Origin of the sequence: Romboutsia sp., assembly GCF_051659545.1 — a bacterium.
GTDB lineage: Bacteria > Bacillota > Clostridia > Peptostreptococcales > Peptostreptococcaceae > JBOFOR01.
Genome location: NZ_JBOFOR010000021.1, coordinates 26948 through 41262 on the forward strand (window position 1 = coordinate 26948; position 14315 = coordinate 41262).

Below are 14315 nucleotides of genomic sequence, written 5' to 3' on the forward strand. Positions count from 1 at the left end.
AAATATATAAGATAAGGAGGATTTTTTTGAATACAGAAGAGATAACATTAGATGAGTTAAGCAACAAGACATTACAACAATTAAAAGATATAGCTAAAGAAGTAGGAATAAAATCTATAAGTAAATATAAAAAAAGTGAATTAATTGAAGTGATTAATCAAGACTTTGAATCTAAAAAGAATACAACAAAAGAAGTTAAAGTTGTTAAAGAAGAAAAAACTAATGAGGTTGTTGGAAATGGAAGATATACAAGACCTTATGAGAAGAGAGAAAATACGAATCAGAGTACTCCTAAATATACAGAAAATAAATATCAAAGAAATGATAATAGAGATTCTAGTATAAATAATGGAAATCAAAGAAATAATAACAACAAAAATTACTATACTCCAAAAGTTGTTGATGAATCTAAAATAATAGATGAATTCAACACTTCAAAAGATGATGAGGTAATGGGTGTTTTAGAAATACTACCAGATGGATTTGGCTTCTTAAGAGGTTCGAATTATTTATCTACGGAAGAAGATGTATACGTATCGCCATCTCAGATTAGAAGATTTAACATGAAAACAGGAGATAAAATAAGGGGTATAACTAGACATCCTAAAACTGGAGAAAAATTTAGAGCTCTTTTATATGTACAAAAAGTAAATGATGAAAATCCAGAAACTGCTATTCAAAGAAAATCATTTGAGCTATTAACGCCTATATATCCAGAAGAAAGACTAACATTAGAAAGAAGTCAAAGTGATATAGCTACTAGACTTATCGATTTAATATCACCTATAGGTAAAGGGCAAAGAGGATTAATAGTAGCTCCACCTAAGGCTGGAAAAACAAGTCTTCTTAAAAATGTAGCTAATAGCATAGTAAAAAACCACCCAAATGTTGAATTAATAGTTCTTCTTATAGATGAAAGACCAGAAGAGGTTACAGATATGAGAGAATCTATAAATGGAGATGTTATATACTCTACTTTTGACCAAGTATCTAGTCATCATGTTAAAGTTGCAGAAATGGTTTTAAATAGAGCACAAAGATTAGTAGAGCATGGAAAAGATGTAGTAATATTATTAGATAGTATTACTAGACTTGCAAGAGCATACAACTTAACAATATCTCCAACGGGTAGAACTTTATCAGGAGGTCTTGATCCAGGAGCATTACATGGACCTAAAAAGTTTTTTGGAGCAGCTAGAAATATAAGACAAGGTGGATCTCTTACTATTCTTGCAACAGCATTAGTAGAAACAGGTTCAAGAATGGACGATGTAATATTTGAAGAATTCAAAGGTACAGGTAACATGGAATTAAACTTAGATAGAAAATTAGCAGAGAAGAGAATATTCCCGGCAGTAGATATCTACAAATCAGGAACGAGAAGAGAAGATTTATTATTAGCGGAAGCAGAAAAAACAGCTCTTTGGAGATTAAGAAGAGAAATGAGCAATAATTCAGTGCTAGAAGTTACAGATAAAGTTATAGAATTACTTAAGAGAACTAAAAATAATGAGGAATTTATAAAATCAATAAAAGCCCTTTAAACTATAATAAAAACTCCTTGAACGCATAAAAAACTTGTGTTATAATGGTATAGTTGATAATGCAAAACGAAAAATTAATATAGTTAATTTATAAAGATTGAGAAAGAGGTGAAGAGAATGCAAAAAGATATACAACCAAAGTACGAAGCTGTAGCAGTTAAATGTGCTTGTGGAAACACATTCCAAGCTGGTTCTGTAAAGGATGAAATAAAAGTGGAAATATGTTCAGATTGTCATCCATTCTATACTGGAAAGCAAAAGAATATAGAAGCTGGTGGAAGAATAGACAAGTTCAAGAAAAGATTCAAAATGGACTAATTTTTATAAAAGTGGAGTTGGAGGAGCCAACTCCTATTTTATTTCAGTAATAGGGGGTACCGTATATGTACAGACCAGTAAATCATGGATATATAGAACTAGTAATAGGACCTATGTATAGTGGTAAAAGTGAGGAGCTTATAAGAAGGCTGAAAAGAGCCCAAATAGCTAAACAAAACATTGTCGTTTTTAAGCCACAAATAGATGATAGATATAGCAAAGACGATGTAGTTTCTCATAGTGGAGATAGTATAAATGCTATACCTATTAACAAAGCAAAAGAAATCTACAACTATATAAATAGTAAGACACAAGTTGTAGGTATAGATGAAGTTCAATTTTTTGATGAAGAAGTAATAGAAGTTGTCGTGAATTTAGCTGATAAAGGAATAAGAGTTATAGCAGCTGGATTAGACATGGATTTTAAAGGTGAACCTTTTGGGCCGACACCAAAACTTTTAGCTGTTTCTGAATTCGTTGATAAAATACAAGCTATATGTTCAGTTTGTGGGCAACCCGCAACTAGATCTCAAAGATTAATAAATGGAGAGCCTGCAAGATATAATGACCCAATAATACAAGTAGGTGCAGTAGAAAGTTACGAAGCTAGATGTAGAAAATGTCATGTGGTTTATAGTGAAAAAAATAAATAATGATTAATTGTCCCTTTAAAGGTTTACTTTAAGGGGAATTTTTATAATTAAAAATGTATGAGGTATTAAAAGTTTTAACTTAATAGTTTTTTTATATTATAATAGAATGTAGGTAATTAAATACAAGTTAAGAGGTGAATAGATGAGTAAGCAATTTGTAGGGGGGCAAGCTGTTATTGAAGGTGTTATGATGCAGTCAAAAGAAAAAAGAGCAATAGCAGTTAGAAAAAGTGATGGAGATATAGTAGTAAGAAAAAATAAAATAAAAAGTTGGATAAATGAGAAGAATATAGATAAAATCCCCTTTTTGAGAGGATCTTTTGTATTAATAGACACGATGATTGAAGGAATGAAAAGTTTGAATTTTTCATCAGAGTTTTTTTTAGAAGATGAAGAAGATGCTTTTGACAGATTTATTAAAAAGGTATTTAAGGATAAAGCTAATGATGTAATGATAGGTATTACTATGGTATTGGCTATTATAATTTCAGTAGGTTTATTTGCAATACTTCCGACTATGGTTGGAGGAACTTTTTCAAAAATTGTAGAAAATAAGATTATACTTAATTTAATTGAAGGAATAATTAGAATAGGAATTTTATTTGGATATATGTTATTGATATCTAGAAGTAAGGATATACAAAGGGTATTTCAATACCATGGAGCAGAGCATAAAAGTATACATTGTTATGAAAATGAACAAGAGCTTACTGTAGAAAATGCAAGGAAATTTACTAGACTTCATCCAAGATGTGGAACAAATTTCTTGTTTATAGTTATGTTTACATCTATAATATTATTTTCTTTTTTTGGATGGCCAAATCCTGTAGTTAGAATAGCAATGAGAATTCTATTTATTCCTATAGTTGCAGGAATATCGTACGAGATAATAAGATTTCTTGGGAAATACAACAATAAACTTACTAAAATTGTCGCATACCCAGGTATGATGTTACAGTATTTAACAACAAAAGAACCAGATGATGAACAATTGGAAGTTGCTATAGCGGCACTTAAAGCTGTTATAGATTAGAAATAAAGGAGATACTATGACTATAAGAGATATAATTATCAAATATTCAGAAGTTCTAAAAGAAATAAGTGATACACCTAGATTAGATGTTGAAATATTACTCCAAAAAGCGTTAGGAGATATAGATAGAATTTATATACATGTTAATATAAATAAACACTTATCAAAGGAAGAAGAAGAAAAGTTTTTAGAATTAGTAGAAGATAGAATTAAAGGTCGACCTGTTGCTTATATAGTAGGAAAAAGAGAATTTATGGGTTTAGATTTTGAAGTTAAAGAAGGTGTACTAATACCTAGACCAGATACAGAAACTTTAGTAGAAGAAATAATAGAACTTTGTAAAAACAAAAAAGACATAAGTATATTAGATATAGGTACAGGCTCAGGAGCTATAACTGTAAGTCTAGCTAAATATATTGAAAATGCAAAGGTTACATCTTTTGATATAGAAGATATTCCGTTAGAAGTAGGTAAAATAAATGCTATAAATAGCGGAGTTGATAATAAAATAGATTTTGTAAAATCAGACCTGTTTAGTTCTATAGAAGGTAAAAATATTAAATTTGATGTAATAGTATCAAATCCACCCTATATACCTAAAAAAGATATGGATACACTTCATACTCAGGTAAAAGACTATGAACCGTATAATGCATTAGAAGGTGGAGATGATGGATTAGATTTTTATAGAGATATAACACAGCAATCGAAACAGTATATAGTAGAAAATGGAATATTAGCTTATGAGGTTGGACATGATCAAGCAGAAGAAGTTTCTGAGATTATGAGAGAAAATGGATACGCAAAAATATATACTAAGAAGGATATTCAAGGTATTGAGAGAGTTGTTATAGGCTTTAAACTATGATATAATGAAAAATTGATATGCTACAATAAACGAGGTGAATAAGGATGCTAGAAAAATTAGAAGTATTAGAGGATAAATATAGAGATTTAACTGAAAAAATAAGTGATCCGGAAGTAATAAACAATCAAAAGATTTGGCAAAAATATATGAAAGAACATTCTGACTTAGAACCGATAGTAATGAAGTACAGAGAGTACACGAATGTATTAAATGCTATAAAAGATTCTAAAGAAATATTACAAGAAGAATCAGATGAAGAACTAAGAGAATTAGCTAAGATGGAATTATCAGAAATGGAAGATCTAGTAGAACCATTAGAAGAAGAACTTAGAATATTATTATTACCAAAAGATCCTAACGATGACAAGAACGTTATAGTTGAAATAAGAGGTGGAGCTGGTGGAGATGAGTCAGCTTTATTTGCAGGGGATTTATTTAGAATGTATACTAGATACGCTGAAAGATCAAGATGGAAAACGGAATTATTAAGTGCTAGTGATACTGGTGTTGGTGGATACAAAGAGGTATCATTCTTAATAAAAGGAAAAGGTGCTTATTCAAAACTTAAGTATGAATCAGGAGTTCATAGAGTACAAAGAATACCAGCTACTGAATCTGGAGGAAGAATACATACTTCTACAGCAACAGTTGCAGTATTACCAGAAGTAGACGTAGTAGAAGTAAACATAAACCAAAATGACTTAAGAATAGACGTGTTCCGTTCTTCAGGAAATGGTGGACAAAGTGTTAACACTACTGACTCTGCGGTAAGAGTAACTCATATACCAACAGGTGAGGTAGTATCTTGCCAAGATGGTAAATCGCAGTTAAAAAATAAAGAGCAAGCTCTTAAAATATTAGTTGCTAGACTTAACGAAAAAGCTATAGCTGAACAAAATAAAGATATAGCGGCAGAAAGAAAGAGTCAAGTTGGTACTGGAGATAGAGCAGAGAGAATAAGAACTTACAATTTCCCTCAAGGTAGAGTGAGTGATCACAGAATAAACCTAACATTATATAAATTAGATTCATTCTTAGATGGGGACATAAATGAGATGATAGATGCCCTGATAACTGTAGACCAAACTGAGAAAATGTCAGCAATATAAATCCCTATTAATTTAGGGATTTTTCTATAATAACGTGGTCATGTTATAGATGTGCTATGTATATACTTTAATATATATAGTACAAGGAGGGTGTAAATGATATTAAAAATAACGATGATAGGATTATTAGCAGGGATAATAGGTACTGGATTTGGAGGAGTTCTATCGGCAATATTTAAAAAAGATGTAGATAGATATTTAGATTTCTTTATGGGGTTAGCTGGAGGTATAATGCTAGCAGTGGTGGTATTTGACTTAATGAAGGAAGCTATGAATGAAATGGGAGTACTCTATACTGTATTATTTATTTTTATGGGAGTACTCCTTACTATGTACATAAAATCAAGATTAGAAGTCTCTAAAGAAATGAAATCAGGATATCTTATATTCATGAGTATATTACTACATAATTTACCAGAAGGATTAGCTATAGGATCTTCATTTATGTCTACTGAATCCCTAGGAATTACTTTGGCGATTATAATAGGTATTCACAATATACCAGAGGGATTAGCAATGGCTCTCAGCTTAGTAGGAACAAAAATGAAAATATCTAAAGTCATTTTGTTTACAATAATAGCGGGAATACCTATGGGGATAGGAAGTTTTTTAGGGGCCTATTTTGGTGGAACTTTTAATTCTCTTATAGGAGTATTTCTTTCTATAGCTGCGGGAACCATGATGTATGTTGTACTTGAAGAAATATTTCCGAAATCTAGGAGTTTATATTGTATATTTGGATTTCTAGTTGGAACAGTAATCGTATATTGCATCTAAAACTAAAAACTAAAGATGAAAGTAGGTGTACCAAAATGAAAACTATAATAAGTAAAATTGATATCAATAATATGGACAAAGAAGAACTAAAGAAACAAGCCAAATTATTAAATGAAGGAAAAACTGTTATATTTCCTACTGAAACAGTATATGGATTAGGTGCAAATGCATTAGATGAAGATGCTGTAAAGAAAATATATGAAGCAAAAGGACGACCAAGTGATAATCCACTTATAGTACATATATATGAAAAAAATGAGATTTATGATTTAGCTAAAGATATAAGTGAAAAGGCTGAAACTGTAATGAATAAATTTTGGCCTGGTCCAATAACTATAATACTAAATAAAAAAGAGATAATACCTTATAAGACTAGTGGTGGATTAAATACAGTGGCAATAAGAATTCCATCTCACCCTATAGCAAGAAAAATAATTAAATACGCAGGAGTTCCTATAGCGGCACCTTCAGCTAATATATCTGGAAGGCCGTCTCCTACTAAAGCAGACCATGTATATGAAGAAATGAATGGTAGAGTAAATGGAATTGTTTTAGGTGGAGATAGTAATTTTGGACTAGAATCTACTGTACTAGATATGACTAGCGAAGTTCCTATGATACTAAGACCAGGAAGTATTACAAAAGAGGATTTAGAAGAAGTAATAGGCGAAGTAACAATAGACCCGTCCTTAGAAAAAAAAGAAGATAATAAAAAAGCAAGAGCTCCAGGAATGAAGTATACTCATTATTCACCAGATGCAGATGTTTATATAGTTTCGGGAGCAATAGAAAATGTAGCGAATAAAATAAATGAGTTAGTTAGTGTTAACTTAGAAAAGGGACTAAAAACGGGAGTAATGTGTTTAGAAAAAAATAAGCATAAATATAAAGGGGAAGTCGTTTCGCTAGGTAATAATCTAGACGAAGTCGGTAGAAATCTATTTGATATTCTAAGAGAAATGGACAAAAAAAATGTAGATATAGTCTACTCAGAGGAATTTCCTTCACAAGGAATTGGACGAGCTATAATGAATAGACTACTTAAATCAGCTGGATATAAAATCATTCATACATAAAAAGAGTACACTATAAAATATGTTTTATTAAATAAGTTATACTATAAAAAAGTATTTAAATGTAATATAATATCAACAGGAGCAATTTTGTTCTTAAATAACATGAATAAAATGTAACCTGAGAAATAATATAACATATCGGAGGCATTGTACATATGAAAATAGGTTTAGGATGTGATCATGGAGGATACAATTTAAAATCTGAAATAATCAAATACCTAGAAACAAAAGGTATTGAATGTGTAGATTTTGGAACTAACAATGGATTAGATTCAGTTGACTATCCTGTATATGGAGAGAAAGTTGCAAATGCTGTAGCTGCAAAAGAAGTAGATTATGGAATAATATGCTGTGGAACGGGGATAGGAATATCTTTGGCAGCAAATAAAGTACCAGGGATAAGATGTGCAGTAGTATCAGATGTTTTCTCGGCTAAAATGTCGAAGGCTCACAATAATGCTAATATGTTATCTTTAGGAGAACGAGTTTTAGGAAAAGGATTGGCTTTAGAAATAGTCGAAGCTTGGATAAAAACAGAGTTTGAAGGCGATAGACACTCAAAAAGAGTTGATATGATAAATAAAATAGAACAAAAACACAGTAAGTAGGAGGAAATATAAAAAATGAGCAAAGTAGTAGTGACAGACCATCCATTAATACAACACAAGTTAACATTAATGAGAGATAAAAACACAGGATCAAAGGATTTCAGAGAACTTTTAACAGAAATAACAATGTTAATGGGCTTTGAAATAACAAGAAACTTACCATTAGAAGAAGTTGAAATAGAAACACCAGTAGTAACGGCAACATCTAAAGTGTTATCTGGTAAAAAATTAGGAATAATACCTATATTAAGAGCTGGACTTGGAATGGTAGATGGATTAGTTAACTTAATACCAGCTGCTAAAGTTGGACATGTAGGATTATATAGAGATCCTGAAACATTACAACCGGTAGAATACTACTGCAAACTTCCTCAAGATATAGAAGAAAGAGAAATGATAGTTGTAGATCCAATGCTTGCAACAGGAGGATCGGCTGTAGCAGCTATAGATGTATTGAAAGCAAGAGGTGCAAATAGTATAAAATTAGTTAACTTAGTTGCAGCTCCAGAAGGTATTGCAGAGGTTCAAAAGTATCATCCAGATGTAGATATATATGTAGCTTCGATAGATGAAAAATTAAATGATCATGGATACATAGTTCCTGGACTAGGAGATGCGGGAGACAGATTATTCGGTACAAAATAGATATTGCCTAAAAAAGAATCTATATAATCATTATATAGATTCTTTTTTTTAAAAAAAAATAAATATATTAAAAAAGCTAAGAGATTTTAACTTCAAGTTAACAAAAATGATTTCATAACGTATATAATATAAATAGTACACATAAACATAAGGTTAGGAATTAAACTTTCATAAGAAAAATATTTCATGATATAAATAGCTTACATAAATAGAATGAAATATTAAAAAGCTTATAAATAAGTAGAAAACGATTTATAACGACAAGAAGTTTGGAAGTTGAGATGAAAAAAAACTTGAAAATTTGAATAAAATTGAATGAACTTGAATAAAATATTAAAAAATAAAAAAGTTATTTAAAAAAATTAGAAATAGTGATAAGATATATTTTATAATAAAATCATTTGATTATAATTATGACTATATATATTTATAAAATTATAAATATAATTAGCTTATTAACTAATTATATTACTATAGTGAGGATATACTATTTATGAGTAAAAAAAAAATGTATATGGAAATAGCCAATACGCTATCGTTATTAAGTCAGTTGGGTTTGATGATGTTAATACCTATATTAGGTCTTGCTTATGTAGGGAAAGCTTTAGACACTAAACTAAATACATCTCCAATGTTCATTTTAATATTTATGATTTTGGGTATTGGTGGGGGTTTTATGGGTGTTTATAAAACCTTAAAGGTGTATATGAAAAGGAAGTGATTTAATGGACATAAGATTACAAAATGAAATAAACAACGTGAAAAAAGGTGTTGTTGTTTTTGATGTAGTTATATTAATACTATTTATAATTACGTCTAATTTTAATAAACCAATGATTCTAGGCTTAATATTTGGAACAATAATAGCAATACTAAACTTTAGGCTATTAGCTATAACTATAGAAAAAGTAGTAACTATGCCTCAAAATAAAGCTCAGATATATTCAGCAAGTAGGTATATACTTAGAATGGTTATTGTAGGTGTAGTTTTATTAGTATCAGCTAAAGCACCTCATTTAAGTGTTTTAGGAGTTGCTATTGGACTTGTAAGCCCTAAGTTTGTTATATTAGCAAGAAAATTATTAATAGACAAACTAAAAAGAAAGGAGGCGTAAGTATGAGTCAAGCAAGATGGATTGCTATTTTAGGTGATTTTAAAATAAGTGAAACTGTTATAGTAAGTTGGATTATAATAGCTGGTTTAGCCATAATATCTTATTTACTAACAAGAAATTTAAAGAAAACACCTACAAGCAAAGTACAAATACTTTTAGAGTTTGCAGTAGGTGGTCTTTATAAGCTAGTGAATGATACTATGGGTGAAAAAACAGTAAAAAGAATGCCAAATATAGCGCCATACATAGGAAGCTTATTCTTGTTCTTTGCATGTTCGAATCTAATAGGGTTATTAGGATTTAGATCTCCTACCACAGACTTAGATACAACATTAGCATGGGCACTTATAACATTCTTTATGATTTATGTTACAGGTGTAAGATTTAATGGATTTGGATATTTCAAAGGATTATTGGAACCTATTCCATTTTTATTACCACTTAATATTATAGGAGAGTTAGCTAGACCTATCTCGTTAAGTTTCCGTCCATTTGGTAATATATTAGGTGGTGCGGTTATAATGAAGTTGTTCTATGACTTTTTAGCGTATTTATCATCATTTATACCAGCTATAGGTTCAGTGCCGATAGGACAAATATTAATACCGGTGCCATTACATTTATACTTTGACTTATTTGCTGGACTACTACAATCGTTTATATTTATAATGTTAACGATGGTTTTCGTAGGAAATGCAGCAGAGTAAAAATATAATTAAAAAATAATTAAAAATTCAAGGAGGAAAAAATTATGGATATGACTACAGCAATAGTAGCAGCAGGTTCAGCTATAGGAGCAGGTCTTGCAGTTATAACAGGTATAGGAGCAGGTATAGGACAAGGATTTGCAGCAGGTAAAGCAGCAGAAGCAGTTGGAAATCAACCAGAAGCAAAAGGAGATATAACTCAAACAATGTTACTTGGAGCAGCAGTTGCAGAGTCTACAGGTATATACGGACTTGTTATAGCAATAATCCTTTTATTCGCAAACCCATGGATATAATAAATTTATGGAAAAGATTATAATTAGTTATCATAATTAGAAGATGGTATAATCATCTTCTAATTATGAATTGCGATTACGATTAGTAGAAAGGAGGATAAATAATGGAATTTAAGCCACTTATAGGCATAACATACGAATTGGTATTTCAGCTTATAAATACTTTCTTAGTATTCTGGATACTAAAAAAACTTTTATTTAAACCTGTTATGGGAGTAATAGAAGCTAGACAAAAAGATATAGATCAAAATTTAGCTCAAGGAGAACAGGCTAAATCTGAAGGTTTATCTATAAAAAAAGAATACGAAGAAAAAATAACTTCTGCTAAGAATGAAGGGCAAGAAATAATCAAACAAGCTACTTTAAGAGCAGAGAAAAAAGAATCTGAAATAATATCTACTGCAAAAGAAGAAGCTCAAAGCTTAAAAGAAAAAGCTAGCAAAGATGTAGAACAAGAGAAACAGAAAGTTATGAATGAAATCAAAAATGATATATCAGACATAGCATTGTTAGCTGCATCTAAGGTTATTGAGAAAGATATAGATAAGTCTAAACACGAAGAGTTAATAAATAACTTTATAAAAGAGGTAGGCGAAGCTAAATGATAAGTATAGTAGCAGGAAGATATGCTGAAGCCCTATTTCAAATAGGAGAAGAAACAGCTTCTACTACTAAGTTATATGAAGAATTAAATGAAGTAGTAGATATATTGAAATCTAATGTAGATTTCAATAATGTTTTAAAATCTCCACTTGTAGCAAAGGGAGAAAAGAAGAATTTAGTAGAAAAAGTTTTTGGAAACCAATTAAGTGTTAACTTAAATAGTTTCTTAAAGATAATGATAGATAAAGATAGAATGTCTGCTTTAGAGGCAGTATCAAAATATTACAAAGTATTATTAAATGAAAAAAATAATATCATAGAAGGAATCGCAATAACAGCGGTGACTATGAGTTTAGAAGAATTAAAGCAACTTGAAGCTAAACTTTCAAGTAAATACAATAAAAATGTTACTTTAGAAAATAAAGTTGATGAGTCTATATTAGGAGGAATTCTAGTTAGACTTGGAAATGAAGAGATAGATGGGACTGTTAAAACTCGCTTAGCGGGTATGAAAGAACAACTATCGCAAGTAATATCTTAGAATGGCGGTGAATCCATGAAATTAAGACCTGAAGAAATCAGTACTATAATAAAAGAACAAATAAAAAATTATGAAAACAAAGTTGAATTGACTGACACAGGCAGTGTTTTAAAAGTTGGAGATGGTATAGCGAGTGTTTATGGATTAGAAAATGCTATGGCCGGAGAACTTTTAGAATTTCCTGGTAAAGTATACGGAATGGTCCTTAACCTTGAAGAAGATATGGTTGGGGCAGTTATGCTTGGTGATGATCAAGGTATAAGAGAAGGCGATATAGTTAAGAGAACTGGAAACGTAGTTTCTGTTCCTGTTGGAGATGCCTTATTAGGAAGAGTTGTAAACTCATTAGGTCAACCAATAGATGGAAAAGGGCCTATAAATACAGATAAGAAAAGACCAGTTGAGTCTAAAGCTACAGGCATAATGGCTAGAAAATCTGTTCATCAACCACTTGAAACAGGTATAAAAGCTATAGATGCAATGATTCCAATAGGAAAAGGGCAAAGAGAGCTTATAATAGGTGATAGACAAACAGGTAAAACATCTATATGTATAGATACTATACTTAACCAAAAAGGTAAGGATGTTATATGTATATATGTTGCTATAGGGCAAAAACGTTCTACAGTAGCACAATTAGTTAATACGTTTGAAAAACATGGAGCAATGGACTACACAATAGTAGTATCTGCTACAGCTTCTGAATCTGCACCACTTCAATTCTTAGCACCATATGCTGGGGTTTCAATGGGTGAAGAATTCATGTTTGAAGGAAAACACGTTCTTATAGTGTATGATGATTTAACTAAGCATGCTGTTGCATATAGAGAGATGTCATTATTACTTAAGAGACCACCAGGACGTGAAGCTTATCCTGGGGATGTATTCTACTTACACTCAAGATTATTAGAAAGAGCAGCTAAGTTATCGGATAAATTAGGAGCAGGATCTATTACTGCATTACCTATAATTGAAACTCAAGCTGGAGACGTTTCAGCATATATACCAACAAATGTTATATCTATAACTGATGGACAGATATACTTAACGCCTGAATTATTCTATGCAGGTATAAGACCAGCAGTTGACCCTGGTATATCGGTATCAAGAGTTGGTGGAGCTGCTCAAATAAAATCAATGAAAAAAGTTGCTGGACCATTAAAGCTTCTTTACTCTCAATACAAAGAACTTGCAGCATTCGCTCAGTTTGGATCTGATTTAGATGAAGATACAAAAAAGAGGCTTGCTCAAGGTGAAAGAATAGTTGAAGTATTAAAGCAAGGTGAACAACAACCATTAGCTGTACAAAATCAAGTTATGATAATACATGCAGTTGCAAATGATTTATTAGCAGATATACCAGTTAATAATATATTAAAATTTGAAAATGAATTATATGAATTCGTTAATATGAATTATCCAGAAATAGGAAAGAAAATTCTTGAAGGTGGAGACTTCATTCAAGAATTAACTAACGCTATAAATGAATTTAAGAAAAAATTTGTTATAGAAGCGTAATCCTTTTTACAAAAGGAGGTAACCCAATTGGCAGGAGCTGGAATGAAGGAAATTAAAACTCGTATTAAGAGTGTTGAGAGTACTAGACAAATTACTAAAGCTATGGAATTAGTATCATCTTCTAAATTTAGAAGGGCTAAGGAAAGAGCTCAAAGTACAAGACCTTACTTTAACACGTTGTACAGTACTGTACAAAAGATAGCTGAAAATACGGGGAATAGTAAGAATATTTTTCTTAAAAAAAGAGAAGTTAAGAATGTATGTTATATAGTAATAGCTGGAGACAGAGGACTAGCAGGAGGTTATAACTCTAATATTCTAAAAACTGTACTTAGAAGCAATACTTTAGGAACAGGAAAAGTAATACCTGTAGGTAAAAAAGCTAAAGAATATTTTACTAAGAGGAATTATGAAATAATAGATTCTATACCTAGTGTAGAGTATGCTGTCTATGAAGATGCAAGCAGAATAGCACAAACTGCTATGGAGGCTTTTAAAAAAGGAAAAGTTGATGAGGTACATCTTGTTTATACACAATTTATATCTGCGTTAAATCAAGAACCAAAAGTAGTTAAGTTATTACCTTTAACGATTGATAAAAATAAAACTGAAGAAATTAAACAAGCAAAAGCTGCAGTGGAGTACTTACCATCACCGGATGAAGTATTAGGATATATATTACCAAAGTATGTTTCAGGTATTATACATGGAGCAGTAGCAGAATCTTATGCATCTGAACAAGCTGCAAGAAGAACTGCGATGGAATCAGCTACAGACAATGCTAATGATATGATAGCAAAACTAGAATTAAGTTACAATAGAGCGAGACAGGCAGCAGTTACTCAAGAGATATCTGAAATAGTTGGAGGAGCTGCAGCATCAGCTAAATAATTAAGGAGGTTAG

Annotated in this window: 18 protein-coding genes; all 18 read left to right on the forward strand. The window is 30.8% G+C overall.

Features of this window, described 5'->3' with window-relative positions; genetic code table 11:
* The first annotated feature begins 26 nt into the window (after positions 1-26).
* The 18 genes from rho (at position 27) to atpG (ending at position 14302) form a co-directional block, all read left to right on the forward strand.
* Positions 27-1544 carry a transcription termination factor Rho gene (rho, locus tag ACRC03_RS01055; protein WP_438650692.1) on the forward strand — a complete coding sequence of 506 codons (1518 nt, stop codon included), beginning with the start codon at positions 27-29 and terminating at the stop codon, positions 1542-1544.
* A gap of 117 nt (positions 1545-1661) precedes the next feature.
* Positions 1662-1862, forward strand: a complete 201-nt coding sequence (rpmE, locus tag ACRC03_RS01060; RefSeq protein ID WP_438650693.1) for a 50S ribosomal protein L31 — start codon at positions 1662-1664, stop codon at positions 1860-1862.
* Positions 1863-1927: 65 nt separating this feature from the next.
* Positions 1928-2515: a thymidine kinase gene (locus tag ACRC03_RS01065; protein ID WP_438650694.1), complete on the forward strand. Its 588-nt coding sequence runs from the start codon at positions 1928-1930 to the stop codon at positions 2513-2515.
* Positions 2516-2657: 142 nt separating this feature from the next.
* Complete coding sequence (locus tag ACRC03_RS01070; RefSeq protein ID WP_438650695.1) at positions 2658-3548, forward strand: DUF1385 domain-containing protein; 891 nt, start codon at positions 2658-2660, stop codon at positions 3546-3548.
* Between the two features lie 16 nt (positions 3549-3564).
* Positions 3565-4416, forward strand: a complete 852-nt coding sequence (prmC, locus tag ACRC03_RS01075; protein WP_438650696.1) for a peptide chain release factor N(5)-glutamine methyltransferase — start codon at positions 3565-3567, stop codon at positions 4414-4416.
* A gap of 44 nt (positions 4417-4460) precedes the next feature.
* A complete protein-coding gene (gene prfA / locus ACRC03_RS01080; RefSeq protein WP_438650697.1) occupies positions 4461-5525 on the forward strand; it encodes a peptide chain release factor 1 in 1065 nt (354 codons plus the stop codon).
* A 96-nt stretch (positions 5526-5621) separates the two neighbouring features.
* Positions 5622-6302: a ZIP family metal transporter gene (locus ACRC03_RS01085; protein WP_438650698.1), complete on the forward strand. Its 681-nt coding sequence runs from the start codon at positions 5622-5624 to the stop codon at positions 6300-6302.
* A gap of 35 nt (positions 6303-6337) precedes the next feature.
* Positions 6338-7378: an L-threonylcarbamoyladenylate synthase gene (locus ACRC03_RS01090; RefSeq protein ID WP_438650699.1), complete on the forward strand. Its 1041-nt coding sequence runs from the start codon at positions 6338-6340 to the stop codon at positions 7376-7378.
* A 155-nt stretch (positions 7379-7533) separates the two neighbouring features.
* Positions 7534-7986, forward strand: coding sequence for a ribose 5-phosphate isomerase B (gene rpiB / locus ACRC03_RS01095; RefSeq protein ID WP_438650700.1), 453 nt, complete (start codon positions 7534-7536; stop codon positions 7984-7986).
* A 15-nt stretch (positions 7987-8001) separates the two neighbouring features.
* Positions 8002-8631, forward strand: coding sequence for a uracil phosphoribosyltransferase (upp, locus tag ACRC03_RS01100; protein WP_438650701.1), 630 nt, complete (start codon positions 8002-8004; stop codon positions 8629-8631).
* Between the two features lie 514 nt (positions 8632-9145).
* Positions 9146-9352 carry an AtpZ/AtpI family protein gene (locus tag ACRC03_RS01105; protein WP_438650702.1) on the forward strand — a complete coding sequence of 69 codons (207 nt, stop codon included), beginning with the start codon at positions 9146-9148 and terminating at the stop codon, positions 9350-9352.
* A 4-nt stretch (positions 9353-9356) separates the two neighbouring features.
* On the forward strand, positions 9357-9746 hold the full coding sequence (locus ACRC03_RS01110) for an ATP synthase subunit I (RefSeq protein ID WP_438650703.1): 390 nt from the start codon (positions 9357-9359) through the stop codon (positions 9744-9746).
* Between the two features lie 2 nt (positions 9747-9748).
* Positions 9749-10453, forward strand: coding sequence for a F0F1 ATP synthase subunit A (gene atpB / locus ACRC03_RS01115; protein ID WP_438650704.1), 705 nt, complete (start codon positions 9749-9751; stop codon positions 10451-10453).
* Between the two features lie 50 nt (positions 10454-10503).
* The gene (atpE, locus tag ACRC03_RS01120) at positions 10504-10749 is read left to right on the forward strand and encodes an ATP synthase F0 subunit C (RefSeq protein WP_438650726.1); all 246 of its coding nucleotides are present in this window, start codon (positions 10504-10506) and stop codon (positions 10747-10749) included.
* Positions 10750-10853: 104 nt separating this feature from the next.
* Positions 10854-11354, forward strand: coding sequence for a F0F1 ATP synthase subunit B (gene atpF, locus ACRC03_RS01125; RefSeq protein ID WP_438650705.1), 501 nt, complete (start codon positions 10854-10856; stop codon positions 11352-11354).
* A complete protein-coding gene (locus ACRC03_RS01130) occupies positions 11351-11893 on the forward strand; it encodes a F0F1 ATP synthase subunit delta (protein WP_438650706.1) in 543 nt (180 codons plus the stop codon). The genes atpF and ACRC03_RS01130 overlap by 4 nt, the downstream gene beginning before the upstream one ends.
* A 15-nt stretch (positions 11894-11908) precedes the next feature.
* Positions 11909-13411 (forward strand): F0F1 ATP synthase subunit alpha, encoded by a 1503-nt coding sequence (gene atpA, locus ACRC03_RS01135; RefSeq protein ID WP_438650707.1) that lies wholly within the window; start codon positions 11909-11911, stop codon positions 13409-13411.
* Positions 13412-13438: 27 nt separating this feature from the next.
* The gene (atpG, locus tag ACRC03_RS01140) at positions 13439-14302 is read left to right on the forward strand and encodes an ATP synthase F1 subunit gamma (protein ID WP_438650708.1); all 864 of its coding nucleotides are present in this window, start codon (positions 13439-13441) and stop codon (positions 14300-14302) included.
* Positions 14303-14315 lie beyond the last annotated feature (13 nt).

What these genes read in the sequence shown, in the direction of transcription:
- rpmE (WP_438650693.1), top strand. Translation starts at nt 1,662, where the DNA reads ATGCAAAAAGATATACAACCAAAGTACGAAGCTGTAGCAGTTAAATGT.
- ACRC03_RS01065 (WP_438650694.1), top strand. Translation starts at nt 1,928, where the DNA reads ATGTACAGACCAGTAAATCATGGATATATAGAACTAGTAATAGGACCT.
- ACRC03_RS01070 (WP_438650695.1), top strand. Translation starts at nt 2,658, where the DNA reads ATGAGTAAGCAATTTGTAGGGGGGCAAGCTGTTATTGAAGGTGTTATG.
- prmC (WP_438650696.1), top strand. Translation starts at nt 3,565, where the DNA reads ATGACTATAAGAGATATAATTATCAAATATTCAGAAGTTCTAAAAGAA.
- prfA (WP_438650697.1), top strand. Translation starts at nt 4,461, where the DNA reads ATGCTAGAAAAATTAGAAGTATTAGAGGATAAATATAGAGATTTAACT.
- ACRC03_RS01085 (WP_438650698.1), top strand. Translation starts at nt 5,622, where the DNA reads ATGATATTAAAAATAACGATGATAGGATTATTAGCAGGGATAATAGGT.
- ACRC03_RS01090 (WP_438650699.1), top strand. Translation starts at nt 6,338, where the DNA reads ATGAAAACTATAATAAGTAAAATTGATATCAATAATATGGACAAAGAA.
- rpiB (WP_438650700.1), top strand. Translation starts at nt 7,534, where the DNA reads ATGAAAATAGGTTTAGGATGTGATCATGGAGGATACAATTTAAAATCT.
- upp (WP_438650701.1), top strand. Translation starts at nt 8,002, where the DNA reads ATGAGCAAAGTAGTAGTGACAGACCATCCATTAATACAACACAAGTTA.
- ACRC03_RS01105 (WP_438650702.1), top strand. Translation starts at nt 9,146, where the DNA reads ATGGAAATAGCCAATACGCTATCGTTATTAAGTCAGTTGGGTTTGATG.
- ACRC03_RS01110 (WP_438650703.1), top strand. Translation starts at nt 9,357, where the DNA reads ATGGACATAAGATTACAAAATGAAATAAACAACGTGAAAAAAGGTGTT.
- atpB (WP_438650704.1), top strand. Translation starts at nt 9,749, where the DNA reads ATGAGTCAAGCAAGATGGATTGCTATTTTAGGTGATTTTAAAATAAGT.
- atpE (WP_438650726.1), top strand. Translation starts at nt 10,504, where the DNA reads ATGACTACAGCAATAGTAGCAGCAGGTTCAGCTATAGGAGCAGGTCTT.
- atpF (WP_438650705.1), top strand. Translation starts at nt 10,854, where the DNA reads ATGGAATTTAAGCCACTTATAGGCATAACATACGAATTGGTATTTCAG.
- ACRC03_RS01130 (WP_438650706.1), top strand. Translation starts at nt 11,351, where the DNA reads ATGATAAGTATAGTAGCAGGAAGATATGCTGAAGCCCTATTTCAAATA.
- atpA (WP_438650707.1), top strand. Translation starts at nt 11,909, where the DNA reads ATGAAATTAAGACCTGAAGAAATCAGTACTATAATAAAAGAACAAATA.